Consider the following 25,984-nt stretch of genomic DNA (forward strand, 5'->3'; position numbering starts at 1 on the left):
CACAAAACACATGTGGGAGGGGGCTTGCCCCCGATAGCAGTGGTTCAGTCAACTCACAAGTGACTGATACGCCGCTATCGGGGGCAAGCCCCCTCCCACATTTGGATCTCTGCCGATTTTGAAGCGCGTGTCAGCACTTAAATAATCAGCGAATATACCAACGCACCGGGTAAACAAACGCCGCGTATCGCAAGATAACCGGCTTTTTTTATGCCTGGAATAAAGTATCAGCAACACCACAAAACACATGTGGGAGGGGGCTTGCCCCCGATAGCAGTGGTTCAGTCAACTCACAAGTGACTGATACTCCGCTATCGGGGGCAAGCCCCCTCCCACATTTGGATCTCTGCCGATTTTGAAGCGAGTGGCAGCACTTAGACAACCAGCGAATATACCAACGCGGTAATCGCCACCAGGCCGACGGCGGTGACAAACACATTCGATGCCTGCCCACGGTACTTGGCCATGGCCGGCACCTTGCGGATCGCGTACATCGGCATCAGGAACAGAATCGACGCAATCACCGGCCCACCGAGGGTCTCGATCATGCCGAGGATGCTCGGGTTCAGCGTGGCGACGATCCAGCACACCACCAGCATGAACGCGGCGGTCATGCGGTCCAGCGACTTGGCAGCCGGGCGGCGGCCGGTTTTGAGCACCAGGCCCTTGAGGCCCTCGCTGGCACCGATGTAGTGGCCCAGGAACGACTTGGCAATCGCCACGAACGCAATCAACGGCGCGGCGAAGGCAATGGTCGGGTTATCGAAATGGTTGGCCAGGTACGACAGGATCGACAGGTTCTGTGCCTTCGCCTCGGCCAACTGCGCCGGGGACAGGGTCAGTACGCAGCTGAACACGAAGAACAGCACCATTGCCACCATCAACAGGTGCGCGCGGCACAGGATCTGTGAACTGCGCTCGTCGGCATGTGCGCCGTACTGACGCTTCTGGTCCACCGCAAAGGCCGAGATGATTGGCGAATGGTTGAACGAAAACACCATCACCGGAATCGCCAGCCACAAGGTGTTGAGCAAGGCCGACGGCGCCGGAACCTCACTGGCGGTGCTGAGGATGCCGCCATTCCAATGCGGCACCAGGTAGACGGCGAGGAACAGCAAGGCCACGATAAACGGGTACACCATCAGGCTCATGGCCTTGACGATTACCTGTTCACCGCAACGCACCACCGCCAGCAGGCCCAGGATCAGCACAAACGCCAGGACAGCTCGCGGCGGCGGCATGATGTGCAGTTGATGTTCCATGAAACTGCTGACGGTGTTGGTCAGGGCCACGCTGTAGATCAGCAGGATCGGAAAGATCGCGAAGAAGTACAGCAAGGTAATCAGAGCACCGGCCTTGAGCCCGAAATGCTCTTCGACCACATCGGTGATGTCGGAACCTTCGCGGCCGGACAGGACGAAACGCGTCAGCCCACGGTGGGCAAAGAACGTCATCGGGAAGGCCAGCAGCGCGAGGATCACCAGCGGCCAGAAGCCCCCCAGGCCCGCGTTGATCGGCAAGAACAAAGTGCCGGCGCCGATGGCGGTGCCGAACAGCCCAAGCATCCAGGTGGTGTCCTGGCGGCTCCAGCTTGTGAGCGTTGCAGGTGTCGTTGCATAGCGATCGTTGACGCTATTGGCCTGATCATTCATCCGGTCGGATCTCCGCATTCACACGGCCGGGACGAGTCAGAAAAACCTGACAGGCAGCGCCCCGACCTCAACAGGGGCGCGATTGTCCGGGATTATTGAGAATAAGCAAAGACTTAGCTGAGGAACGGCAACTCAGTGCAGGGGCTTGAGAGCGATTTTTGTTCGTTGATCTCGCGCTTATGCCATTACCTGCCAGGCTGAGCCGAGCGCCTCATTCGCCGATTCCGCCCGCCGGGCATGACGCGCGATGAAAATGAGCACACTGACACAACTCGATTTATTTAAATCAGCCCAGTCGCTCATTGTTCTGCGATTTAAACCCACTGACAGGCACCCACTAGTATTTAATTAATCAGCCCAAGTAAGATAATTCCTACATAAAGTTTATCACCGCACTTCCTATAAATTTATTAACCGCCGCTTTTGTTACAAGGATTTGCCCAGGTATTGAGCGCTCATCGTGTCAAGCCTATATTCCAACCCAGCACGAACAAGCCGCCTTTCTGAAACCATGACAACAAAAGCGAACACTGAATTCGCCAGGAGCGACTCTATGAAAAAATACAACCTACTGTTTACCTTGTTACTTTTCGTTGGAATAATCTCCCCACTTACCAGCCAGGCACGGTCAACAGCCGAAAACTCCGACGCCAGCGCCCTGGCGACGTCCCCCCGCTGGCTGACGACCAAAGTATATGTAGAGGGCGCGCCGGACATCGACGTGAAGGACAAGTACCCAGGCGTGGTCGGAATATCACTGTGGGACCCCGACCGCAACCGCTATGAATTTTTCTACAGCGATACCGGGCTGTCCAAGTACGAGAACGGCGGCGGCGGTTACTTCATGGTAACCGGTGACAAAAAAAGCCATATCCTGATACCTGACAAAGGGACAACAAGAACCATCGTCCGGAAACTTGAGACATTGAATACGCAAGAATTCACTTACTCCCGCGAAGTGCCGCGCGACATGATCGATTCCAACCCACTGGCTCGAATATATGTTGTGCATGCGCCTTATACAGGTTCAATAGAAACCACGCCGACACGCCTGCCTTGAACCTTGAACTTCACAACTAAAGACAACACTCATAAAAGGCCTCACCCAATGAAAACAATATTAAAGCCTTTATTCGCTTCTGTTTTACTGCTATCTACCCTTGTTTCAACCGGCATTCATGCACAGGCCTCCGCCCCTGGAAAACCTGTCGCCGTCAGTGCTGACAATGCCGTCATGTTGACCGTCTTTCTCAAGCATGATCAATCTCGCAACTTGAACGAAATAAGAGCCAAACTCACGGAGCAGGAACTCTTCAAGGTGTTTCCTCCTGAAGGGGTAGAAATTGTCAGTTGGAACATTGCCATGGGAATCGGTCACGTCATCGTTCTACGCTTCCCCGCCTCACGCCTGCGCGAAGTGAATCTTGCGATCGAGCGCTCTGCGTGGGGGCCGTTCAGGACGGAGTTCTTTCCTACCTACGATTACATGGACATCGTAGCGGCAGAACAGAGCAAGGTACGAAAAACCACGTCCGCCAAATAATCAGCGCGCGTAAACAGCGTCTCGTACTCGCCGAGACGCTGGTACTTTTCGCAAAATCAGTGGCGCTTTCTCAGGCCTGCGGCATTTCATGCAGCGAAAATGCAGCATAATCCGGGCATCGAACTCACCGGAGAGCTGCCCATGCCCACCACCGTTCTGGTCCTGGTTGAAACCATCAATGAATACCTGCAAATCATCGAGAGCAATGATTTCCATGTGATCCTGGCGCCGACGCCCGCTGAACGCGCGCAGGCAATCAAGCTCCACGGCGGGCAAATCAAGGCGGTATTGACCCGTGGGCCGCTGGGGCTGTATGCCGAAGAAATCGCCGCGCTGCCGCTGTTGGAAATCATCTGCGTGATCGGCGCCGGCTACGAGCATGTGGACCTGCAGGCGGCGGCCAACCGTGGAATTGTGGTGACCAATGGTGCCGGGGTGAATGCACCGTCGGTGGCCGACCACGCCATGGCGTTGCTGCTGTCGCTGGTGCGCGGTATCACCCAGACTGACGCCGCCGTGCGCCGCGACGAATGGCCGAAAGTAATGCGCCCTTCCCTGGGCGGTAAGCAGTTGGGCATCCTCGGGCTGGGCGCGGTCGGCCTGGAGATCGCCAAGCGCGCGGCGCTGGGCTTTGGCATGGAGGTGAGTTACCACAACCGCCAACCTCGCGATGACGTGGATTACACCTACTGCTCAACCGCCGTGGAGCTGGCGCGCACCTCGGATTTTCTGATCCTGGCCACGCCCGGCGGCGCCAGCACTCGGCACCTGATTGATCGGCACGCCCTCGACGCCTTGGGGCCGAACGGCTTTTTGGTCAACATCGGCCGAGGCAGCGTGGTGGTTACCGCCGACCTGGTAGCGGCCCTGCAACAGCGGCGCATCGGCGGCGCCGCGCTGGACGTATTCGATGACGAACCCAAGGTGCCCGACGCCCTCAAGCACCTGAGCAACACGGTGCTGACCTCCCATGTGGCCGGCCTGTCGCCGGAAGCCGCCCACGATACCGTGCAACGGGTCGCGGACAACCTGGTGGAATACTTTGCCGGCCGCCCGGTGCTTACGCCGGTAGCCTTGCCGACGCCCAATAAATGACCCATCAGGCACGCTGATCCTGCTTCAACACGCTAGCCTATTAAGCCGCCTCAACCTTGTCGATGCATGTCGACGCGCATTAGATTAGCCAATAGTCCAAGGCCTTTAAAATAAGCAGAAGGGATAAGCATGGCGCTTAACGACCAATCAACCCAGATTCGCCCCGGCGAAGAGCTTGATGCCAGCCTGATTGATCCCTACCTCAAGGCGCATATTCCCGGCCTGCACGGCACCGTCAAGATCAGCCAGTTCCCCGGCGGCGCCTCTAACCTCACGTATCTGCTGGAATACCCGGACCAGGAATTTGTATTGCGTCGCCCGCCGTTCGGACACAAGGCCAAATCCGCCCATGACATGGGCCGCGAATACCGCATTCTCAATCAGCTCAAAGACGGCTTTCCCTACTGCCCCAAGGCCTACGTGCATTGCACCGATGAGTCGGTGATCGGTGCCGAGTTCTATGTGATGGAGCGCGTCAACGGCATCATCCTGCGCTCGGACCTGCCCGCCGAGCTGGGCCTGGACCCAACGCGTACCGAAGCCCTGTGCAAAAGCTTTATCGACAAGTTCGTCGAACTGCATCAGGTCGACTACAGCGCCTGCGGCCTGGCCGACCTGGGTAAGCCGCACGGCTATGTGGAGCGTCAGATCCGTGGCTGGAGCGAGCGCTACGAAAAAGCCCTGACCCCCGATGCCCCGCGCTGGGAAGCCGTGCGCGCCTGGCTCAACGACAAGATGCCGGGCGACCACCCGACCTCCAGCATCGTGCACAACGACTATCGCTTCGACAACGTGATCCTCGACCCGCACAACCCGATGCAGATCATCGGTGTGCTGGACTGGGAACTGACCACCCTCGGCGACCCGTTGATGGACCTGGGCAACACCCTCGCCTACTGGATCGAAGCCGCCGATCCTGCGCCCGTACAGTTGATGCGGCGCCAGCCGAGCAATGCGCCCGGCATGCTCACCCGACGCCAGTTCGTCGACTACTACGCCGAACGTTCGGGCATCCGCATCGATAATTTTGACTTCTACTACACCTACGGCCTGTTTCGCCTGGCCGGCATCGTGCAGCAAATCTATTACCGTTTCTTCCACGGCCAGACCCAGGACAAACGCTTTGCCCAGTTCATCCACATGAACAAGCTGCTGGAGCAGATGAGCCTGGCAGTCATCGGCAAATCCGCCCTCTGATAACAATCACAAGGAACCGCTCATGTCCAAGACCCACCTGTTCGACCTCGACGGCAAGATTGCTTTCGTTTCCGGCGCCAGCCGTGGCATCGGCGAGGCCATCGCCAAGTTGCTGGCCCAGCAAGGCGCCCACGTGATTGTCTCGAGCCGCAAACTGGAGGGTTGCCAGCACGTTGCCGACGCGATCATCGCCGACGGCGGCAAGGCCACTGCGATTGCCTGCCACATCGGTGAAATGGAACAGATCACCCAGGTGTTCGCCGGCATCCGCGAACAGTTCGGCCGCCTCGACATCCTGGTCAACAACGCCGCGACCAACCCCCAGTTCTGCAACGTGCTGGACACCGACCTCGGTGCGTTCCAGAAGACCGTCGACGTGAACATCCGCGGCTACTTCTTCATGTCGGTGGAAGCCGGCAAGCTGATGCGCGACAACGGCGGCGGCAGCATCATCAACGTGGCTTCGATCAACGGCATTTCCCCAGGTGTATTCCAGGGCATCTATTCGGTGACCAAGGCCGCCGTGATCAACATGACCAAGGTGTTCGCCAAGGAATGCGCCGCGTTCGGCATCCGTTGCAACGCATTGCTGCCGGGCCTGACCGACACCAAGTTCGCCTCGGCGCTGGTCAAGAACGACGCGATCCTGAAGATGGCCCTGGCGCAGATCCCGCTCAAGCGCGTGGCCGACCCCAGCGAAATGGCCGGCGCCGTGTTGTTCCTGGCCAGCGATGCGTCCAGCTACACCACCGGGGTGTCGCTGAATGTGGACGGTGGTTTCCTGTCCTGACCCCGCCTGGTTTCTTCAGATCGATTTGCGCGTAACCTTGGCGCAGATCGATCTGTCCCGGGATGAAACATGGAACTGCACCTCGTCATCAACGGCCGCAAGGACCTGGCTGCTCAGCTTTACCAGCAACTGCGCGAAGCCATCACCGGCGGGCGTCTTTCAGCCGGCGCGCAATTGCCGCCCAGCCGGCTGCTCGCCGAGCAACTGGGGGTCTCGCGCAAAACCGTGTCGGACACCTACGCCACCTTGACGTACGAAGGCCTGCTGATCGGCAGGATTGGCCGGGGCACCTTCGTCAATGCGTGGGCGCCTCAGCCCGACCGCGTGCAGACCGCCACCGACCTGGCCTGCGCCGCCCACCTGGGCAGATGGGCCGCACTGCCCTCGCCCATGCATCATCCCGCCCACGACGAAGTCCTGCGCTACGAATTTATCGGCGGCGCAACCACGCGCAATCAGTTTCCCCAGGAAGAATGGCGGCGCTGCACGCTGGATGCGCTGCGGCGTATCGCCCAGAACAGTGGTTTCTACAGCCAACCGGAAGGCTTGCCGGCGCTGCGCGAAGCCATCGCCGGGCATATCGCCTTTTCCCGCGGGGTGAAAGGTCGCGCCGGCGACATCGTGGTGACCAATGGCGCGCAACAGGCGCTGGACCTCATCGCCCGCGTGGTACTGGAGCCAGGCAGCATCGTCGCCATGGAAGACCCCGGCTACAGCCCGGCGCGCCAGTTGTTCGTGGCGATGGGGGCCAGGGTCGCCAGCGTGCCGGTCGATGCGCAGGGCATACAGGTCGACCAGATCCCCGACGGCACCCGCCTGATCTATGTGACGCCTTCGCACCAGTTCCCCCTCGGCATGCCCATGAGCCTGGCGCGGCGCGAGGCCCTGCTCGACCGCGCCATCGCGCTCGGCGCCATCATCATCGAAGACGACTACGACAGTGAGTTCCGCTACGAAGGCCGTCCCACCGACTCCCTGCAAAGCATGGACACGCGAGGCGTGGTGACCTACGTCGGGACCTTTTCCAAAACCCTGCTGCCCGAGTTGCGCCTGGGCTATGCGGTGCTGCCGCCGGCGATCCATGGCGCGGTACTCAAGGCCAAGCAATTGACCGACCAGCACAGCTCTACCCTGCCGCAGTGGGCGCTGGCCAAGTTCATCAGCGAAGGCTATCTGCTCAAACATATTCGCCGCTGTCACAGCGTGTATGCGGGACGCCGCGAACGGATTCTGCAGCGCCTGGCAGGTGACCTGTCGCCCTGGTTCGAGGCGGTGCCGACGGTGGCCGGGTTTCATCTGGCCGCGCTGTGCAAGGTGCCGGTGGATATCCCGTTGCTGATGCAACTGGCGCGCAAGGCCCAAGTGGGGCTGTACCCCCTGGAGGTGTTTTTTCACGAAACGGCGCCACGCGCCGGGCTGATTCTCGGCTTCGGCGCCATCGAAACCCTTGATATCGACCCGGCGCTGGACAAGGTCCGCGACATTCTGCGGCAGATTGGCTAGGTGGTTTTGCGCAGGATTGGTCATTGGTCGAACAAGACCGCCAGCGTAGGGTGAACGGGCCTCGAACTACGTGGAAATCCCCATGAAACGACTGCTCGCCACCGCTGCGATACTGGCCTCGCTCAACGCTTACGCCCACGAACCGGTGTACCACCAGGAAACGCTCAAGGTGCTGCAGGAGCACGCCTTGGCCAACGTGCCCGGCAAGAAAACCATCATGCTGACCGTGGACTACGCTCCCGGCCAGGCCACCGTGCCCCACAGCCACACCGGCACCGCCGTGGCGTATGTACTGGAAGGCGAAATCACCTCACGGGTCAACGATGAGAAAGCCATTACCTACAAGGCCGGCGACTCGTTCTACGAGCCCGCCGGCTCGCGGCACTTCGAGTCGAGCAACGCCAGCCAGACCCGGCCCGCCAGGCTACTGGTGGTGATGGTGCTGGATGACAAGGCCGAGGTGTTGACGCCGCTTGCCCAATAAGCGGCATCCCGTTCCGATCAATGTGGAAGGGGGCTTGCCCTGGCTTCGTGTAGGAGCGAGGGGGGCGCCTAGCTCTTGCTCGCGAAAAACGTCGACGATAACGCGTGCTTCCTGAATGAACGCGGTGCCTGTGAGTTTTTCGCGAGCAAGCTCGCTCCTACAGAGGGCCGTCTACGCTTAACTGACTGGCATTAGAGCTTACCCCCGATGGCAGCGTGTCAGTCACTGAATACTGACCCACCGCTATCGGGCATAGGTATCTACACAACTCTGTAGCGCTCAACGGCAACCACGATGCGAAGCGAGTCGCTCTTGATCTTAGGCGCCCCGTTAAACCACGCTGGCCGAACGCAGGCTTGAATCCGTGGGTAACTCGGCAGGACGCCGGGTTAGCCGCACTGGGCCATGGATGGCCCATTGCGGCGGCCCACGGATTCAAGCCTGCGTTCGGGCACACCGAGCCTAAGCGAGGTGCCGAGTGGTGGGGCAAGAGCGTTTTGCTTACTTTTGCGCTTTTCAAAAGTGAGCCGCTGTAAAAGCGGAACCCATAGCAGCCGTTACCGCAGAAACGGATATGTACTCAACCCATTCCAACATCCCGGCCAGCCCAGAGGCCGCCATCGGGAGCAAGCCCCCTCCCACATTGGCCCCCATCTTCAGGAAGACAGCCAGGTCAGGCAAGGCTCTTGCTGACCACCTCGAACACATCGCTGGACAACTCGCCCGAGCCACGAATGCGTTCCAGCTCCGCTTTCATCAGCGCTTGCCGGGCGGCGTCGTATTTACGCCAGCGCGTCAGGGGCGCCAATTGGCGCGAAGCAATCTGTGGGTTCAGCGTATTGAGCTGGATCACCAGGTCCGCCAGGAAACGGTAGCCCGAACCATCCGCCGCATGGAAGTTGATCAGGTTCTGCCCGGCAAATGCGCCGATGAGGGCGCGCACCTTGTTCGGGTTCTTGATCGTGAACGCCGGGTGCTCCATCAGCGCCTTGACCCGTGCCAGCCCGCCCGGCAGGGTGCTGCCGGCCTGCACGCTGAACCATTGGTCCATGACCAGCGGGTTGTCCTTGAAGTTCTCGGCGAACACCGCCAGGGCCTGGGCCTTTTCCGCTTCGAACGGCGAGTTCACCAGCACGGCCAGGGCCGTCAGGCGCTCGGTCATGTTATCGCTGGTGTCGAACTGATCCAGTGTCGCCGCCAGCACTTCAGGTTTGCCGCTGAGCATCAGGTACGACAATGCAATGTTCTGCAGGGCACGCCGGGCAAAGTGCTCGGCCTCGGCCACGTACGGCGTTTGCCGGGACAGCTCACGGTTGGCCTGGTAGCGCAACCAGAGGCCTTCGAACAGGTTCTCGGCCAGTTGCTTGCGGGCGTACTCACGGGCAGCGTGAATCGCATCCACATCCGCCACATCGCTGATTTCGCTCAGGTAGGCTTCGCTCGGCAACGAGAGCATTTCGGCGACCATGGCCTGGTCCAGGCTTTCGTCGCTCAACACGGTGCGCAGCGCGTCGATCAGGCGTTGATCAAGCTTGAGCGGTTGCCCGGCCTGATGCTGGCCGATCAGTTCCTGCAACACCTGCACCGACAGTTGCTGGCCGGCATCCCAGCGGTTGAAACCGTCGCTGTCGTGCTGCATCAGGAACATCAGTTGGTCGCGGGTGTAGGCGAAGCTCAGTTTCACCGGCGCCGAGAAACCGCGCAGCAGAGAAGGCAGCGGTTTTTCAGCGATATCGACGAAGGTGAACGTCTGCTCGGCTTGCGTCACCGAGATCACTCGTGAGGTAGCGCCAGCCGCCGGTTCGTCGGCCAGACGCAAGGGGATAGCGCCGCCCTGCCCGTCCAGCAGACCCAGTTCGACCGGGATCACGAAGGGCAGTTTTTCCACCTTGTCCGGGGTCGGCGGGCAGCTCTGGCGGAAGGTCAGGCTGTAGGTCCTGGCTGCCGCATCGTAGGACTCGCTCACCGCCAAGCGCGGCGTGCCGGCCTGGCTGTACCAGCGTTTGAACTGGCTGAGGTCGACGCCATTGGCATCTTCCATGGCCTTGATGAAGTCGTCGCAGGTCACGGCCTGGCCGTCATGGCGCTCGAAGTACAGGTCGCTGCCTTTGCGAAAGCCCTCGGCGCCAAGCAAGGTGTGGATCATGCCGACCACTTCCGAGCCCTTTTCGTACACGGTCAGGGTGTAGAAGTTGGAGATTTCGATAAAGCTGTCCGGGCGCACCGCGTGGGCCATCGGCCCGGCGTCTTCGGCGAACTGGTGGGTACGCAGGTACGCCACGTCCTGGATGCGCTTGACCGTGGCCGAGTTCATGTCGGCGGAAAAGCCCGAGTCGCGGAACACGGTGAAACCTTCCTTGAGCGACAACTGGAACCAGTCGCGGCAGGTCACGCGGTTGCCCGACCAGTTGTGGAAGTATTCGTGGGCGACGATGGCCTCGACGCGCTGGTGCGCGGCGTCGGTGGCGGTTTCGGCGCGGGCCAGCACGGCGCTGGAGTTGAAGATATTGAGGCCCTTGTTCTCCATGGCGCCCATGTTGAAGTCGTTCACCGCCACGATCATGAAGATGTCGAGGTCGTACTCGCGGCCGTAGGTTTGTTCATCCCAGCGCATGGATTTTTTCAGGCTGGTCATGGCGTGCTGGCACTTGTCGATGTTTTCCGGCTCGACGTAGATGCGCAGCGCGACCTCGCGGTCGGTCATGGTGGTGAAGCTGTCTTCGACACACCACAGGTCACCGGCCACCAGGGCAAACAGGTAGGCGGGTTTCTTGAACGGGTCTTCCCAGGTCGCCCAGTGCCGACCGTCTTCGCCGGGGCCGCTGGCAATCGGGTTGCCGTTGGACAGCAGCACCGGATAGCGGTGCTGCTCGGCGATCACCGTGGTGGTGAACACACTCATCACGTCGGGACGGTCGAGGTAGTAAGTGATCTTGCGAAAACCCTCGGCCTCGCACTGGGTGCAGAACATGCCGCCGGATTTGTACAGGCCTTCCAGGGCGGTGTTGGTTTCCGGGTGAATCTTGACCGTGGTGTCGAGGGTGAAGGTTTCACGCGTGGGCTGCACAGTCAGGTGGCTGTCGGTCAACTGGTAGTCGGCGGCCGTCAGCGGCTGGTCGGCCAGGTTGACACTCAACAGCTCCAATTGCTGGCCATCCAGCACCAACGGCGGCAAACCGGCGCCACGCTCGGGATTGCGGCGCATCACCAGTTGCGCGTGGACCAGGCTGTGGTCCTCGAACAACTCGAAGGTCAGGTGCGTCTCGTCGATCAGGTAGTCCGGCGCCTGATAGTCCTTCAGGTAAATCATCTTCGGTTGTTCGGTGCGCATGGGTGGCATCCTTCTACTGATGCACGGCGAGCTGGTAGGCCGTGTATTTACGAATATTGATCACGCCGGTGTCGAAGATCAGGTATTGGCCCTTGATTCCCAGCAGCGTGCCTTCGGCAATCGGATTCTTGTCCAGGTTGAAGCTGACGATCTTGGCCGGATACTGCTCCACCGGGTAGCGGATCTCGATCGGCTCGACGTCGGCAATGGTTTGGATGGCCTGCAGGCCAAAGCGTTCCTGCAAACCCAGCAAGCCTTCGGCGCAGGTGGCGAACAGTTCATCGCGCACCTGCTTGAGGTCGACGGACTGCGCGTCGCCCTTGAGCAGCGCGCGCCAGTTGGTCTTGTCGGCTACCTGGCTGCGAAACAGATCTTCGACAAAGCCCGACTGCTGGCGCGTGGCCACGCGCATGATCGGCAGCGCCTGGCTGGCGCCCTGGTCGAGCCAGCGGGTCGGCAACTGCGTGGCGCGGGTGATGCCGACCTTGATCCCCGACGAGTTGGCCAGGTACACCACATGGTCGGTCATGCAGAATGTTTCACCCCAGCCCGGATCGCGGCAGGTGCCGGCGTCGTAATGGCAGCGCTCGGGGCTCATGATGCACAGGTCACACTGGGCCAGCTTGGTCATGCACGGGTAGCAATAACCCTGGCTGAAGCTGTTCTTGGTCTTGCGGCCGCAATGGCTGCAATGAATGGCACCCAGGTATTCCAGGCGGATATGGGTACCGATCAACGGGTTGACCGCCACCTCGGTGTCGCCAAGACGAAACGCGTATTGAACGGTCGGCACACCTAGTTTCGCCGACATTTTGCTGACTGCACCGCGACCGATTTCAATCAATGGATCGCATCCGACTTGAACAGGATGTTCGGCACCGGTGCCGATTTCGACGCGCATTCCTGCGGGCCCATGTAGCCGGTGCGCTGGTCTTCGGGCAGGTTCTGCAGTTCCCAGGCGATCATCGCCTGCAACGACAGCTCGCGCTGTTCGGCGGTGAGCTTGCGCCCATCCGACCACTTGCCGATTTCCACGGCGAGCTTGAGGCTCTCATAGATGTCCGGGGTGATGTTTTCGATCATTTCAGCAAAAGAGGACATAAGGCTCTTCCTTATCAAATAGACGATTTGCGGCGGTTGTACAGCCCGCCCAGCAAACCGGTCAGGCAACCGATAACCAGGCCGCCCACATGGGCCGCGTTGGCGATTTCACCGAAGCCGATCATCGAGACCAGCCCCGACAGGCAGAGCACCAGCCACACCAGCATCATCACCAGCACCCCACGGGGCAGGCGATACGCCGGGTTGGGCGCGAGTAACTGAAAGATCCAGCAATGCCCGAGCAGGCCGTACAACACGCCGGACAATCCGCCAAACAGGCCCGGACCGCCGTAAGCGTACTGCGCGTAATTGGAGACCAGGCTGAACAACAGGGTCAGGCCCAGCAGGTTGATGCCGCCCTGGCGCGCTTCAATGCGTCGGCCCAGTTCCCAGTACCACATGCCGTTCATGGCCAGGTGCAGGATGCCGAAGTGAATCAGCATCGGCGTGACCAACCGCCACCACTGCCCGGACGCCAGGCTGTCGGCCAACGGCGTGAACTGGATGTACTCGCCCAGCACCCGGAACGGCAGGAACGTCAGCCAGGCCATGGTTTGCAGGTTTTCGCCGAGCAGCGTCACCGCGCCAACAATCAGGCTTGCCAGCAGCACCAGTGTCGTGACCGGGCTATGCCGGACCTGCTGGATAAAGCCGGGGCGCGCAACCGGCGCCTGCTCGGGAATATCCAGTTGCAGGTCCGGGTCGCCGGCGGGAAAGCGCTGGTACAACACGCGCACGTCGTCACTGATGCTTTCGGGCACCCACAGCACTTGCTCGCCCGCTTCCTCGCTGACGCGATGGGGCACCTGCATGCGTTGCAGCAATTTGACGAAGCCGCCCAGATCCACACTCAAGGGCAGGCGCAATACAGCCACGGTACTCATTGGATAACCTCAGGTCGCTCAACGTCGACCCAGACGAATTTATGCGGATCCAGTCGGGTTTCCTGGTCCAGGCGATACGCCACCAGCTTGCCGTACAGCACCGCGCTGTAGTCCAGGCAGGCCAGGTTCGGGCGGATCGGCGCCGGATTGCCGCTGCGCCAGTAATGACCGACGAACAACAGCGGCTCGTCGACGCCATAGCGCAGCAGGGAATTCTTTTCAGTGGAGGATAAAGGCGTGCGCGCCACGGGCTCGGGCAAGGCGTCGGGCTGGAACACGATATCGCCGTAGGTTTTCGGGTCGTCTTCCCAGAACTTGGTGCGAAAGAACGAGCGCGTCAGGCCATCGCCACCGGTCAACGTGAGTCCGTGGGGCAGGCGCATGTCGGTGCCGCGCAGCAGGCGATCGAACGCGTTGCAGGCAAAGCTGCCCGGTACGGCGGCGGCCTGCAGGAAATGCTGATCGATGCAGCCATCCGGGAAGGTCGCGCGCAGCGGCTGGATAAAGCCCTCGTCCCAGCACGCATGCACCACACGGAAACGCCCGGCGTCGACAAACAGCGGCATGTCGTAGAACCAGCCGAGGAAGTCGTGCCAGTCGGCCGGGTACTGTTCGAACTGGGTCAGTGTCTCCTGGATCAACCGCGCATGACGTGGGTTGTGCTCGCGCACGAACTGCTTGCCGCTGCCCGGCGGTGCCGGCGTGGTCCAACCCAGCGCATTGAACTCATGGTTACCCATGATGCACAGCGCCTGGCCGGCCTCGGTCATGTCGTGGACGATGTGCAGCGCTTCGCGGATGCGTGGCCCACGGTCGATGATATCGCCGAGAAACACCGCCATGCGCGACGGATGACGCCAGGTGCCGCCCTGCTTGTGGTAACCCATCCGGTCGAGCAAGTGCTCCAGCGTATGGGCGCAACCGTGCACGTCACCAATCAGGTCGTAGCTGCGCGCGGGATCGAGCATCAGTCGCCTCCGCCCCCCAAGCGGCTGCCCCAGCCCAGCTTGGTGCGGCACACTTCGTAGTAGTTGTGGTCCAGCGGGTGGATCAAACGCAACTTCTGTGCCTTTTTGCTCACGGTGATGGTGTCACCGGGGGCGCAGGTGAAATGGTTCTGCCCGTCGCAGGAGACTTGCGGATAGATTTGCATGTCTTTGGACACCACGATCTTCAGCTCACTGTTGCCATCGACCACAATCGGCCGACTCGACAACATATGGGGATACATCGGCACGATCACAATGGCATCGAGCTTGGGATGCATGATCGGGCCACCCGCCGACAGTGCATACGCGGTGGAGCCGGTGGGCGTGGCGACGATCAGGCCGTCGGCCTTCTGGCTGCACACGAACTGGCCGTCGATATACAGCTCGAACTCGATCATCCGCGTGGATTTGCCGGGATGCAGCACCACGTCATTGAGGGCATCTCCCTGGCCGATGGCTTCGCCGTGGCGACGCACTTCGGCCTGCAGCAGGAAGCGGTTTTCCACCAGGTAGTGGCCGTCGAGCACCTTGGCCACTTCGACTTCCAGCTCGTCGGGGCGAATATCGGTGAGAAACCCCAGGCTGCCACGGTTGATCCCCAGCACCGGCACGTTATGCCGCGCCAGGGCACGGGCCGCGCCGAGCAGGCTGCCGTCACCGCCGACCACGATGACCATGTCGCACACTTCGCCGAGCATTTTGCGCGACGAGGTCTGCAGGCCATGGCCCGGCAGGATTTCGCCGATGGTGTCTTCGAGGATCACATGCAGGTGGCGTTCCAGCAGGAATTTTTTCAGTCGGCGGACGGTGTCCAGCACCTGGGTACTGCCCAGGCGACCGATAATGCCGATATTGCGAAATTGCTCCATGGGGCTCCTGCGGGCGTAGGGGTGTGGCAAAAAGAAAGGATTATGGGCGAAAGGCCGCGTCAGGCAAAATCCTTTGTCGCCGCCCAGCTGTGATGACAATGGTTCTCAGGCGGCCCTCAGGCACCTGCACGCGACTTAAGAGGCTATGCTCGCACCATGACTCTGTTCCCTGACCTGCACGCCCTGCCCCGCCAACTGCGACACCCCGAGGTGCGCGACCTGGCGTGGGTAATGCTCGCGCCCCCCATGCTCGCACGGACGCCGTGGCCGCAACGCCACCCGCTGGCGGGCAGTGACTGGGTACAGGCGCCGCACGTGCTCGACGCCTGGTTGCGTGCGCTCGATCAGGACAGCCGCGCATTACAGCAGTGGCTGAGCCTGTCGCGCACCCGGCGCCTGGGCCTCTACTATGAGCGCCTGTGGCAGTTCGCCGTGCAGCATGCGCCCGGCGTGGAGCTGCTGGCGGCCAACCTGCCGATCCGCCGCGCCGGACACACTCTTGGCGAGCTGGACATGCTGCTGCGTGACCGCGATGGCGTGCATCACCTGGAATTGGCGATCAAGCTCTATCTCGGGCCGCAGGACGGCAACGGCCAGGACACCGCACAATGGCTCGGCCCCGGCTGCCATGACCGGCTGGACCGCAAGCTGGCGCACCTGGCCCAGCATCAATTACCGATCTCGGCACGCCCGGAGAGCCGCGAAGCGCTGGCGGCGCTGGATATCCAGCAGTTCGATGCGCACCTGTGGCTGGGCGGGTACCTGCTTTACCCGTGGCCGGGCCAGGCCGAGCCACCGCTGGGCGCCCACCCGCAGCATTTGCGTGGGCGCTGGTTGCATCAGCGCGATTGGCCGGACTTTGTGAACACCCGCCCCGCCGGCCGCTGGCAACCCCTGCCTCGCCATGCATGGCTGGCGCCGGCGCATTACCGGACGGATGAGGTATGGCGTGAGGAGCAGATGGCCGGCTGGCTGGCAGACCTGGACCCGATGGCGCCCGCGCAGTTGCTGGTGCGGCTGGTGCAGAGCGGTGACGATTGGGAAGAAGCTGAGCGGCTGTTTTTGGTCGCCGATCTTTGGCCGAATGTACCGGGGGCAGGCTGATCAATCTGTGGTGTATTGAAGGCCGCCATCGGGGGCAAGCCCCCTCCCACATTTGGAATGCGTTTCCCGGTGGGAGGGGGCTTGCCCCCGATGGCGGCTGGCCAGGCACTACACATCATCGATATGCCGATAATCCAGCTGCAACCCGATAGCCAGCTCTCGCGCCCGTCCCAACCTGATCGGCCCGCGCTCGATATCCATCAGCAATCCCGGGCACGCCAGCGGTGGCAACCCTTCAATCACCTTGAGCCGCCCATCGGTAATCACCAGCAAACGCTGCTGCTCTGCCGGGTAACGCTTGCGCCGCGCCACCAGCCAATGCCCCGCCTCGGTCAAGGCTGCCAGCAGCGGCGTACCGCCACCGGCGCCCAGTTGTTCAAGCCAGTGCGCCAAACTTTTTGCCGCTTTCAAGCCCTGCACCTGCCACTGCGGCGATTGCCCGCTGGCCGTCAGCAAGGCCAGGCGCGCACGTTGCCGGTAGGCGTCATCAAACACTTGCGCCAGCAGGCCTTTGGCATCGCTCAAGGCCCGGTGCCGCCGAGTGGAAGCCGAGGCGTCGACAATCACCAGCCAGAGTTCATGCGCCGAGCGGCTGCGCAGATGCCAACGTAAATCTTCACGGCGCTGCGGCCTGCCGCCGAGCAAGGTGCCCGGCCAATTGACCAGGCCCTGTCGCGCACTGCGCGCCTTGCCTTGCCTGCCGTTTTCCAATTGCCCCGCCTGGGGCCGCGCATCCGCCCCCGCGTCAGGTCGAGGGCGAATGCCTAGGGCTTTTTTGGCCAGGCGGGCACATCGCGGCGCGGGCCGGTGGGCAGCGCTGGCGCGGGCATATCGCCCCATTGGCCCTGGCCCTGCGAGGAGTCAGAGGGTTGCGGGGCTTGGGCCGGGTTGGGCGGACTGGCCGCAGGTGCCTGCTCCTGGCGTCGATGACGCAAGGCAAATTCCGCGACCGCGTCTATATCTTCCTCGGTGATAGCGTCGGCCCCGCGCCAGGCGGCATGGGCCCTGGCACCGCGCAGCCACACGAGGTCGGCGCGCATCCCGTCCACGCCTGCGGCAAAGCAGCGCTGGGTGATCTGCGCCAGGGCCTGGTCATCCAGCTCGATACTGTCCAGGCGTGCGCGCGCCTGAATGCAGCGCTCGCGCAATGCGGCTTGCGGCTCGGCCCACTGTTCACAGAACGCGACGGGGTCACTGTCGAAATCCAGGCGACGACGGATGATCTGCCCGCGCTCGGCCGGCACCGTTTGCCCGCTCAAGGCCACGTTGAAGCCAAAGCGGTCGAGCAACTGCGGGCGCAACTCCCCCTCTTCCGGGTTCATCGTGCCGATCAGCACAAAACGCGCCGCATGCCGATGGGAGATGCCGTCACGTTCGATCAGGTTGGTGCCGCTGGCGGCCACATCGAGCAACAGATCGACCAAATGATCAGGCAGCAGGTTGACTTCATCAACGTACAACACGCCACCATCGGCTTTGGCCAGCACGCCGGGGGAAAATTGTGCACGGCCCTCGCCGAGCGCGGCGTCCAGGTCCAGGGTGCCGACCAGGCGCTCCTCGGTCGCGCCCAGGGGCAAGGTGACAAACTGCCCGCTGGCGAGCAGGTCCGCCAGGCCACGGGCCAGGGTGGACTTGGCCATGCCGCGCGGGCCTTCGATCAGCACACCGCCGATCCGGGGATCGATCGCGTTCAGGCACAGCGCCAGTTTCAGCTCATCGGCACCGACCACGGCGGCCAGCGGGAAATGCGCAATATCGGTCATCAGCTGTCTTCTTCCATATCCAGCAACAGGTTTTCCAACGCTTCGCGGTAGGCGCCCGGCTCTTGCCACATGCCGCGCTGCTGGGCTTCGAGCATGCGCTCGGTCATGTCGCGCAGGGCGTCGGGGTTGTGCTGCTGCACAAACGCGCGGGTGTCAGGGTCAAGCAGGTAGGCGTCGGCGAGCAGCGCGTATTGGTGATCATCGATCAACGCGGTGGTGGCGTCGAAGGCGAACAGGTTGTCCACGGTCGCGGCCATTTCAAACGCGCCTTTATAGCCGTGACGCTTCACGCCTTCGATCCACTTCGGGTTGGCCGCACGGGAGCGCACCACCCGATTGAGCTCTTCCTTCAAGGTGCGGATTTTCGGCAGGTCCGGCTGGCTGTGATCGCCATGATAACTGGCGGCCTTGTTGCCGCTCAGGGTTTCCACGGCGGCGAGCATGCCGCCCTGGAATTGGTAGTAATCGTTGGAGTCGAGCACATCGTGTTCGCGGTTGTCCTGGTTCTGCAGCACCGCCTGCACCTGGCTCAAGCGCTGGGCGAATTGCCCACGGGCGGCGGTGCCCTCGTCGGCGGCGCCATAGGCGTAGCCACCCCAGTTAAGGTAGACCTCGGCCAGGTCCTCGCGGCTTTGCCACAGGCGACCGTCAATTGCGCCCTGCACGCCCGCGCCATAGGCGCCTGGCTTGGCGCCGAAAATGCGCCAGCCGGCCTGTTTCGCTGCGGCCGCTTCGTCAAGGCCCGACTCAAGCAACGCCTGACGCTCGCTGCGCACCTTGGCGGCCAGCGGGTTCATGTCATCCGGCTCGTCGAGGGCCGCCACCGCTTGCACCGCCGCATCGAACAGGCGGATCAGATTGGCGAACGCATCGCGAAAGAAACCGGAGACGCGCAGCGTCACGTCGACACGCGGACGATCCAAGAGGCTGATCGGCAGAATCTCGAAGTCGTCCACGCGCTGGCTGCCGGTGGCCCATACCGGGCGCACGCCCATCAGCGCCATGGCCTGGGCGATATCGTCGCCACCGGTGCGCATGGTGGCAGTGCCCCACACCGACAGGCCCAGCTGGCGCAGATGGTCGCCGTGGTCCTGCAGGTGCCGTTCAAGCAACAGACTGGCCGACTGGAAACCGATGCGCCAGGCCGTGGTGGTCGGCAAGTTGCGCACATCCACGGTGAAGAAATTACGCCCCGTGGGCAATACATCCAGGCGGCCGCGACTCGGCGCGCCACTGGCACCGGCCGGCACAAAGCGACCGCCCAGGGCATCCAGCAGGCCGCGCATTTCTGCCGGGCCGCAGGCATCCAGGCGCGGCGCCACAACAATGCGCAGGCTCTCGACCACCGCCTTCACCTCTTCCCAGCCGGCTTCCTCCAACTGCTCCAGCGGCCCCTCCAGCGCCTGCTCGATCAGGCGCGTCGCGTAGAGCTCCAGGCGCTCGCGGGTGTCACCGGCGGTGCGCCACAGCTGTGCGTCGAGCTTGCGCAACACCTCGGGCTGACGCCCGGTCCACGGTTCTGCGAGTGCGCAGTCCAGCGGATCGAAACCCAGCTCGAACGCCTTGGCCAATACGCGCAACAAGCTCGATTGCGCGCCACGGCCATCGCCACGGGGAATGCGCAGCAAGGCCAGCAAGGTATCGATACGCAAGCGCCCCGCCGGCGATTCGCCAAAGATATGCAGGCCGTCGCGGATCTGTGATTCCTTCAGGTCACACAGGTAGGTGTCCAGGCGCGGCAACCAGATGTCGGCATCGGCCTCGCCGTCCAGCTCAAGTTCCTGGTCGATACGGGTTTCGCGCACCAGCTTGAGGATGTCTTTCTGCAATTCCAACGCGCGTCGCGGGTCGAGCAACTGCGCTTCGTAATATTCGTCGGCCAGCAATTCCAGGTCGCGTAGCGGGCCGTAGGTTTCGGCGCGGGTCAGGGGCGGCATCAGGTGGTCGATGATCACCGCCTGGGTGCGCCGCTTGGCCTGGGCGCCCTCTCCCGGGTCATTGACGATAAACGGGTAGATATTCGGCAGCGGGCCGAGCAGCACGTCCGGCCAGCAGTTTTCCGACAGGCCCACGCCCTTGCCCGGCAGCCATTCGAGGTTACCGTGCTTGCCCACATGAATCAGCGCATGGGCGCCGTAGGTCTGGCGCAGCCAGAAGTAGAACGCCAGGTAGCCGTGGGGCGGGACCAGGTCAGGGTCGTGATACACCGCGCTCTGATCAACCTGATAACCGCGCGCCGGTTGAATGCCGACGAAGGTCTGGTCCAGGCGCAGGCCGGCGATCATCAGACGGCCGTCGCGGCACATCGGGTCCTGATGCGGCGCGCCCCAGCGCTTGAGCACCGCTTGACGATTGGCCTCGGGCAGGCGCTGGAACATTGCGTCATAGTCGTCCAGGCCCAGGCTTTGATGGCACGGGCGCAGGTCCAGGCTGTCCAGGTCGTTGGTGACGCCGCCCAGCAAGGCGTGGATCAAAGCGGTGCCGCTGTCCGGCAAGGTGGACGGCACCGGGTACCCTTCGGCTTGCAACGCGCGCAGGATGTTCAGCGCTGCCGCCGGCGTATCCAGGCCCACGCCATTGCCGATACGGCCGTCGCGGGTTGGATAATTGGCCAGGATCAGCGCCACACGCTTGTGCGCATTCGGCAGCCGCGCCAGCTCGACCCAGCGGCGCGCCAGTTCGGCGACAAAATCCATGCGCTCGGGCGCGGCGCGGTAGCACACCACGTCCGACTGGCTGCGCTCACTGCGCCAGGCCAGGTCCTTGAAGCTGATCGGCCGGCTGATGATGCGCCCGTCCAGCTCCGGCAAGGCAATGTGCATCGCCAGGTCGCGGGGGCCGAGCCCCTGTGCGCTGGCCTCCCAGCCGGGTTGGTTATCCTGGGCGCAGATCGCCTGGATCACCGGGATATTGCGCCGAAACGGGCGCAGGTGCGGTGCTTCCGGGCTGGATTGGGCAAAGCCTGTGGTGTTGAGTATCACTGCGGCTTGCACGTCGTCCAACAGGTCCTCGACCACCGTGAGGCAACCGGGCTCTTTCAAACTGGCCACTGCGATGGGCAACGGGTTCAGGCCCGCGGCCTGCAAGCGCTGGCAGAACACATCGATAAACCCGGTATTGGCCGCCTGCAAGTGCGAGCGGTAGAACAGCACCGCAGCCACGGGAAAGTCGGCGTGCCACTGCGCCTGCCAGTCATTGAGGCGGGCATTGGCGGTGTGCGGGTGATAGATCGCCGTACGCGGCAAGGTTTGCGGTTCGGCCCAGGCATAGTCGCGGCCCAGATGGGCACTGGCCAGGCAGCGATAAAAGTCCAGCGCATTGCCCAGGCCACCCTGGCGCAGAAAGTGCCACAGACGCTCGCGCTGTTCGGCCGCGACGGTGCTCAGGCCGCTGAGTTCCGGGTCCGGACGATCGTCCCCCGGCACCAGGATCAGCGTGACGCCGCGTCCGGCCAGTTCCACCAGGCGCTCGATGCCGTAGCGCCAATAACCGATGCCGCCGTGCAGGGAAATCAGGATGACCTTGGCGTGGCGCAACACCTCATCGACGTACAAGTCGACCGAGGCGTGGTTCTGCACCTGCATCGGGTTGGCCAGGCGCAGGCTGGGGTAATCCTCGGGCAGTTGCTGCGCCGCTTCGGCGAGCAGCGCCAGGCTGGAATCGCCGCTGCACAGGATCACCAGCTCGGCGGGGGTTTGGCCAAGGTCGGCGATATTGTCGTCCGCGACGAAGCCACCGGGTTGGGTCCTGAGCAGGTGCATGGTTAAACGCTGAGGGCGGCGCGCAGTTGCGCTTCAAGGCCCACGGCATCCAGTTCCTGGCCAATCAGCACCAGGCGCGTGGTGCGTGCTTCTTCCAGGCCCCAGGCACGGTCGAAGTGCTTGTCGAAGCGCGTGCCCACGCCCTGGATCAGCAGGCGCATCGGCTTGTTCGGGATCGCAGCGAAACCTTTGACGCGCAGGATGCCGTGCTGCACCACCAATTGGGTCAAGGCGTTGAGCAACAGGGCTTCATCGGCTTGAGGCAGGTCGATGGAAATGGAGTCGAAGGCATCGTGATCGTGGTCGTCCTCACCGTCGTGGTGCTGATCATGATGGCTGTGGCGCGCGTCGATGTGCTCCTCGGAGCCGGCGCCCAGGCCAATCAGCACGTCCAACGGCACGCGACCGCTGCTGGCTTCGATGATCTTCACCGCCGGAGGCAGCTCTTCAGCCACTTCCAGGCGCACGCGGGCCAGGTCTTCGGCGCTTATCAGGTCGGCTTTGTTGAGGATCACCAGGTCGGCACTGGCCAATTGGTCGGCGAACAGCTCGTGCAACGGCGACTCGTGGTCCAGGTTCGGGTCGAGCTTGCGCTGGGCATCGACCTGGTCGGGGAACGCGGCGAAGGTGCCGGCGGCCACGGCCGGGCTGTCGACCACGGTGATCACCGCGTCGACGGTGCAGGCGCTGCGGATTTCCGGCCACTGGAAAGCCTGTACCAGCGGTTTTGGCAGGGCCAGGCCCGAGGTTTCGATGAGAATGTGGTCAAGGTCGGCGCGACGGGCGACCAGCTCACGCATCACCGGGAAGAACTCTTCCTGCACGGTGCAGCACAGGCAGCCGTTGGCCAGCTCGTAGACGCGGCCGTTGGCTTCTTCTTCGGTGCATCCGATGGAGCACTGCTTGAGGATTTCACCGTCAATGCCCAGCTCGCCGAACTCGTTGACGATCACGGCAATGCGACGGCCCTGGGCGTTGTCGAGCATATGGCGCAGCAAGGTGGTTTTGCCCGAGCCGAGAAAGCCGGTAACGATGGTGACGGGGAGTTTGGCCAGTGTTTTCATCGGATGCCCTTTGGGGCGGGCATACGGGACGACAGGCCCTGCGGCGACGCGCAGCAGCGGATTTCGTCACCGGATCACCCCGCCCGGTTGAATTGAAAAATCAGTGACGAGGCAGGTCTCCTGGCTTGGGGCGTGCAGGTCTTGCGACCCATGCTGACTGCGCCTTCCCGCCGTCTCGGCAGTGGCGTGGCAGTCAACTGAACCCTTCACAGTTGCGGGGGCAGCCGCGGCTTGAACCGCGTTCCCTTCTTAGCTTCGACCGCAGCCGAAGAACCTCGAGGGTGCAAGGCTACAGGGGCTCGCGGCATTTGACTACCGTCCCCGGCCCATGCTCTCCTACTCATCTTGTTTCGGGTGCCCTTCACAGGGTGAAACGGGAAACCGGTGCGCCATAGACCCATGGCAAGTCCGGTGCTGCCCCCGCAACGGTAAGCGAGCGAAGCGTCAAATCCACTGTGCGTATGCATGGGAAGGAGATGCTTGATAAGGCCCACTCTTTGTTCAAGAGCGCCCCTCGCAAGCCCGGAGACCGGCCCGAAAAATCAGATAACAAACCCGCGGTGGGCGGGCGCTGTTCGAAACCCTGCGTGCCTGGCGCGTGGGGTTTGCATGCGCTCGTTCCACCCTGACACCTGAAAGGGACGCGCCATGTCGATCATCAGCAGCACTTCGCCCGCAGCCAGCAGCACTGCCACCTTGAGCCAACGCCTGACCGCCGCTATCGGTGCGTCGATCCTCGGCGCGTGCCTGGTGTATTTCGCCGGCTTCTCCCATATCGAGGCCGTGCACAACGCGGCCCACGATACCCGCCACAGCGCCGCGTTCCCGTGCCACTGAGACCTGTCGACATGATCAAGCGTATTGCCCAAACCGCAGGCTTCACCGGCTTGTTGGCCGCCCTGCTGCTGACCCTGCTGCAAAGCCTGTGGGTCGCGCCGTTGATTTTGCAGGCGGAGACCTTTGAAAAGGCTCCAGCCGTGGCCGAAGTGCCCCATGAACATGCCGCAGGGGCTGCTGCCCACACCCACGACGCCGAAGCCTGGGAACCGGAAGATGGCTGGCAGCGCGTGCTGTCGACCACCGGTGGCAACCTGGTAGTAGCGGTCGGGTTTGCGCTGATGCTGGCCGGCCTGTACACCCTGCGCGCACCCACCCGCACAGCTCAAGGGCTGCTGTGGGGCCTGGCCGGTTATGCCACCTTCGTACTCGCGCCGACCCTGGGCCTGCCGCCCGAGCTGCCGGGCACCGCCGCCGCTGATCTGGCGCAACGACAGATCTGGTGGATCGGCACCGCTGCGTCTACCGCTGCCGGTATTGCCTTGCTGGTGTTCGGTCGCGGCGGGGTGCTCAAGGTGCTGGGTGTGGCGATCCTTGCCGTACCCCACCTAATCGGCGCTCCGCAGCCGGAAGTCCACGCCATGCTGGCCCCGGAGGCCCTAGAGGCCCAGTTCAAGATCGCATCGCAGTTGACCAATGTGGCGTTCTGGCTGGCCCTTGGCTTGAACAGTGCCTGGCTGTTTCGCCGTAACCGCGATGAACACTACGCGGCATGACCCTCGTCGTCGGCCTGGGTTGCCAGCGCGGCTGTGACGTGCGCACCCTGCTGGAGCTCCTTGATAGCGCCCTCGCCGAGAGTGGCATTGAACGCCAACGCATTACCGCGCTGGCGAGCATTGATCGCAAACAGGCTGAGCCAGGGTTGTTGGCCCTGGCCCGGTTGCTGAACCTGCCGTTGCAGTGTTTCAGCGCCGAAGAGCTGGCGGGCTATGAACATCGGCTGAGCCACAAATCAGCCGTCGCGTTCAGCCATACCGGCTGTTACGGCATCGCCGAAAGCGCCGCACTGGCCCTGGCCGAGCGACTCGCCCACGGCCCGGCTCGCCTGCTGATTACCCGCAGGAAAACCGCCCAGGCTACCTTTGCATTAGCCTGCGCCGGTTAAAATCCCGATAATTGCCGCTCTCGATCATGAGCAATCTTCATGCTCGCCCGTTTTACAACAGGAATTCCCCATGACCGTCTACTTCATCGGCGCAGGCCCCGGCGACCCGGAACTGATTACCGTCAAGGGCCAGCGGCTGATCCGCAGCTGCCCGGTGATCATCTACGCCGGCTCACTGGTACCTGCGGCGGTGCTCGAAGGTCATCAGGCACACCAGGTGGTCAACAGCGCCGAGCTGCACCTGGAACAGATCATCGACTTGATCAAGGCTGCCCATGCGCAAGGCCAGGATGTGGCACGCGTGCACTCCGGCGACCCGAGCCTGTATGGGGCGATTGGCGAGCAGATTCGCCATTTGCGTGAGCTGGGCATCCCCTTCCAGATCATTCCCGGCGTCACCGCAGTGGCGGCCTGCGCGGCGCTGCTGGAAACCGAGCTGACCCTGCCGGACATCGCCCAGAGCGTGATCCTGACCCGCTATGCCGATAAAACCAGCATGCCCGCCGGCGAGGACTTCGACAGCCTGGCCCGCCACGGCACGACCATGGCGATTCACCTGGGGGTCAACCACCTGGAGAAGATCGTCGCGGAGCTGCTGCCGCACTATGGCGCCGATTGCCCGATCGCCGTGGTGCACCGCGCGACCTGGCCGGATCAGGATTGGGTGGTGGGAACGTTGGCGGATATCGCCGAAAAAGTCGCGGCCAAGGGGTTTCGGCGTACCGCGTTGATTGTGGTGGGTCGAGTGCTGGCCAGTGACACGTTCAGCGAGTCGTCACTGTATCGGGCGGGGCATGCGCACCTGTACCGACCTTGAGTTTCTACTTCACAAAACCCAATCAATCCGCTGATTTAAATCAATAAATCCAATAAAGCTGTAGGAGCGAGCTTGCTCGCGAAAAACGTCAACGA

At 62.5% G+C, this 25,984-nt stretch carries 23 protein-coding genes and 2 riboswitches; of the genes, 12 read left to right on the forward strand and 11 right to left on the reverse strand.

Annotated features, from left to right (window positions below):
- Positions 1-374: 374 nt before the first annotated feature.
- Positions 375-1,652 (reverse strand): serine/threonine transporter, encoded by a 1,278-nt coding sequence (locus BFP90_RS25960; RefSeq protein WP_065895401.1) that lies wholly within the window; start codon positions 1,650-1,652, stop codon positions 375-377.
- Between the two features lie 553 nt (positions 1,653-2,205).
- Between BFP90_RS25960 and BFP90_RS25965 the strand changes: the two genes are divergently transcribed.
- The 7 genes from BFP90_RS25965 to BFP90_RS25995 all read left to right on the forward strand — a co-directional run bounded on the left by BFP90_RS25965 (position 2,206) and on the right by BFP90_RS25995 (position 8,264).
- The gene (locus BFP90_RS25965; protein ID WP_065895400.1) at positions 2,206-2,712 is read left to right on the forward strand and encodes a DUF4822 domain-containing protein; all 507 of its coding nucleotides are present in this window, start codon (positions 2,206-2,208) and stop codon (positions 2,710-2,712) included.
- Positions 2,713-2,760: 48 nt separating this feature from the next.
- Entirely contained in the window at positions 2,761-3,195 is a 435-nt protein-coding gene (locus BFP90_RS25970; RefSeq protein WP_065895399.1) for a hypothetical protein, read from the forward strand.
- A 141-nt stretch (positions 3,196-3,336) separates the two neighbouring features.
- Complete coding sequence (locus BFP90_RS25975) at positions 3,337-4,290, forward strand: 2-hydroxyacid dehydrogenase (RefSeq protein WP_065895441.1); 954 nt, start codon at positions 3,337-3,339, stop codon at positions 4,288-4,290.
- 129 nt (positions 4,291-4,419) lie between these two features.
- Positions 4,420-5,487 (forward strand): phosphotransferase family protein, encoded by a 1,068-nt coding sequence (locus tag BFP90_RS25980; RefSeq protein ID WP_065895398.1) that lies wholly within the window; start codon positions 4,420-4,422, stop codon positions 5,485-5,487.
- A 22-nt stretch (positions 5,488-5,509) separates the two neighbouring features.
- Positions 5,510-6,277: an SDR family oxidoreductase gene (locus BFP90_RS25985; RefSeq protein WP_065885280.1), complete on the forward strand. Its 768-nt coding sequence runs from the start codon at positions 5,510-5,512 to the stop codon at positions 6,275-6,277.
- A 69-nt stretch (positions 6,278-6,346) separates the two neighbouring features.
- Positions 6,347-7,780: a MocR-like pyridoxine biosynthesis transcription factor PdxR gene (locus tag BFP90_RS25990; protein ID WP_065898327.1), complete on the forward strand. Its 1,434-nt coding sequence runs from the start codon at positions 6,347-6,349 to the stop codon at positions 7,778-7,780.
- An 82-nt stretch (positions 7,781-7,862) separates the two neighbouring features.
- On the forward strand, positions 7,863-8,264 hold the full coding sequence (locus BFP90_RS25995; RefSeq protein WP_065885278.1) for a cupin domain-containing protein: 402 nt from the start codon (positions 7,863-7,865) through the stop codon (positions 8,262-8,264).
- Between the two features lie 673 nt (positions 8,265-8,937).
- Here the strand turns inward: BFP90_RS25995 and pepN are convergent.
- Genes pepN through BFP90_RS26025 form a run of 6 tightly spaced genes read right to left on the reverse strand, consistent with a single transcriptional unit; the run spans position 8,938 to position 15,438 of the window.
- Positions 8,938-11,595 (reverse strand): aminopeptidase N, encoded by a 2,658-nt coding sequence (pepN, locus tag BFP90_RS26000; protein WP_065898328.1) that lies wholly within the window; start codon positions 11,593-11,595, stop codon positions 8,938-8,940.
- A 13-nt stretch (positions 11,596-11,608) separates the two neighbouring features.
- The gene (locus BFP90_RS26005) at positions 11,609-12,439 is read right to left on the reverse strand and encodes a DUF2797 domain-containing protein (RefSeq protein ID WP_065898329.1); all 831 of its coding nucleotides are present in this window, start codon (positions 12,437-12,439) and stop codon (positions 11,609-11,611) included.
- The gene (locus BFP90_RS26010; protein WP_065895393.1) at positions 12,436-12,696 is read right to left on the reverse strand and encodes a YeaC family protein; all 261 of its coding nucleotides are present in this window, start codon (positions 12,694-12,696) and stop codon (positions 12,436-12,438) included. The genes BFP90_RS26005 and BFP90_RS26010 overlap by 4 nt, the downstream gene beginning before the upstream one ends.
- Before the next feature lie 14 nt (positions 12,697-12,710).
- Positions 12,711-13,580, reverse strand: a complete 870-nt coding sequence (locus BFP90_RS26015; RefSeq protein WP_065895392.1) for a rhomboid family intramembrane serine protease — start codon at positions 13,578-13,580, stop codon at positions 12,711-12,713.
- A complete protein-coding gene (locus BFP90_RS26020; RefSeq protein WP_370671708.1) occupies positions 13,577-14,551 on the reverse strand; it encodes a metallophosphoesterase in 975 nt (324 codons plus the stop codon). Before BFP90_RS26020 ends, BFP90_RS26015 begins: the two co-directional genes overlap by 4 nt.
- Positions 14,548-15,438 carry an NAD(+) kinase gene (locus tag BFP90_RS26025; RefSeq protein WP_057725186.1) on the reverse strand — a complete coding sequence of 297 codons (891 nt, stop codon included), beginning with the start codon at positions 15,436-15,438 and terminating at the stop codon, positions 14,548-14,550. The genes BFP90_RS26020 and BFP90_RS26025 overlap by 4 nt, the downstream gene beginning before the upstream one ends.
- A 156-nt stretch (positions 15,439-15,594) precedes the next feature.
- Here BFP90_RS26025 and BFP90_RS26030 point away from each other — a divergent pair, with 156 nt between their 5' ends.
- Positions 15,595-16,542 (forward strand): DUF1853 family protein, encoded by a 948-nt coding sequence (locus BFP90_RS26030; RefSeq protein WP_065898331.1) that lies wholly within the window; start codon positions 15,595-15,597, stop codon positions 16,540-16,542.
- Positions 16,543-16,650: 108 nt separating this feature from the next.
- Here BFP90_RS26030 and BFP90_RS26035 read toward each other — a convergent pair whose 3' ends face one another.
- Genes BFP90_RS26035 through cobW form a run of 4 tightly spaced genes read right to left on the reverse strand, consistent with a single transcriptional unit; the run spans position 16,651 to position 23,130 of the window.
- Positions 16,651-17,253 carry a vWA domain-containing protein gene (locus BFP90_RS26035; protein WP_065895389.1) on the reverse strand — a complete coding sequence of 201 codons (603 nt, stop codon included), beginning with the start codon at positions 17,251-17,253 and terminating at the stop codon, positions 16,651-16,653.
- Between the two features lie 53 nt (positions 17,254-17,306).
- On the reverse strand, positions 17,307-18,305 hold the full coding sequence (locus tag BFP90_RS26040; RefSeq protein ID WP_065898332.1) for an ATP-binding protein: 999 nt from the start codon (positions 18,303-18,305) through the stop codon (positions 17,307-17,309).
- Positions 18,305-22,066, reverse strand: coding sequence for a cobaltochelatase subunit CobN (cobN, locus tag BFP90_RS26045; protein WP_065898333.1), 3,762 nt, complete (start codon positions 22,064-22,066; stop codon positions 18,305-18,307). Before cobN ends, BFP90_RS26040 begins: the two co-directional genes overlap by 1 nt.
- A 2-nt stretch (positions 22,067-22,068) precedes the next feature.
- A complete protein-coding gene (gene cobW / locus BFP90_RS26050) occupies positions 22,069-23,130 on the reverse strand; it encodes a cobalamin biosynthesis protein CobW (protein WP_065898334.1) in 1,062 nt (353 codons plus the stop codon).
- Positions 23,131-23,222: 92 nt separating this feature from the next.
- Positions 23,223-23,423: riboswitch (cobalamin riboswitch) on the reverse strand.
- A 42-nt stretch (positions 23,424-23,465) separates the two neighbouring features.
- A riboswitch (cobalamin riboswitch) is annotated at positions 23,466-23,683 on the forward strand.
- A 95-nt stretch (positions 23,684-23,778) separates the two neighbouring features.
- On the opposite strand from cobW, the gene BFP90_RS26055 reads away from it, so the two are divergent.
- From BFP90_RS26055 to cobM, 4 genes are all read left to right on the forward strand, one after another.
- Complete coding sequence (locus tag BFP90_RS26055) at positions 23,779-23,967, forward strand: CbtB domain-containing protein (protein WP_065898335.1); 189 nt, start codon at positions 23,779-23,781, stop codon at positions 23,965-23,967.
- 11 nt (positions 23,968-23,978) lie between these two features.
- On the forward strand, positions 23,979-24,683 hold the full coding sequence (locus tag BFP90_RS26060) for a CbtA family protein (RefSeq protein WP_065898336.1): 705 nt from the start codon (positions 23,979-23,981) through the stop codon (positions 24,681-24,683).
- Positions 24,680-25,072: a cobalamin biosynthesis protein gene (locus BFP90_RS26065; RefSeq protein WP_065898337.1), complete on the forward strand. Its 393-nt coding sequence runs from the start codon at positions 24,680-24,682 to the stop codon at positions 25,070-25,072. Before BFP90_RS26060 ends, BFP90_RS26065 begins: the two co-directional genes overlap by 4 nt.
- Before the next feature lie 70 nt (positions 25,073-25,142).
- Positions 25,143-25,889: a precorrin-4 C(11)-methyltransferase gene (cobM, locus tag BFP90_RS26070; protein ID WP_065885264.1), complete on the forward strand. Its 747-nt coding sequence runs from the start codon at positions 25,143-25,145 to the stop codon at positions 25,887-25,889.
- Positions 25,890-25,984 lie beyond the last annotated feature (95 nt).

It is taken from the genome of Pseudomonas sp. 24 E 13, from assembly GCF_900004715.1.
GTDB classification, from domain to species: domain Bacteria; phylum Pseudomonadota; class Gammaproteobacteria; order Pseudomonadales; family Pseudomonadaceae; genus Aquipseudomonas; species Aquipseudomonas orientalis_A.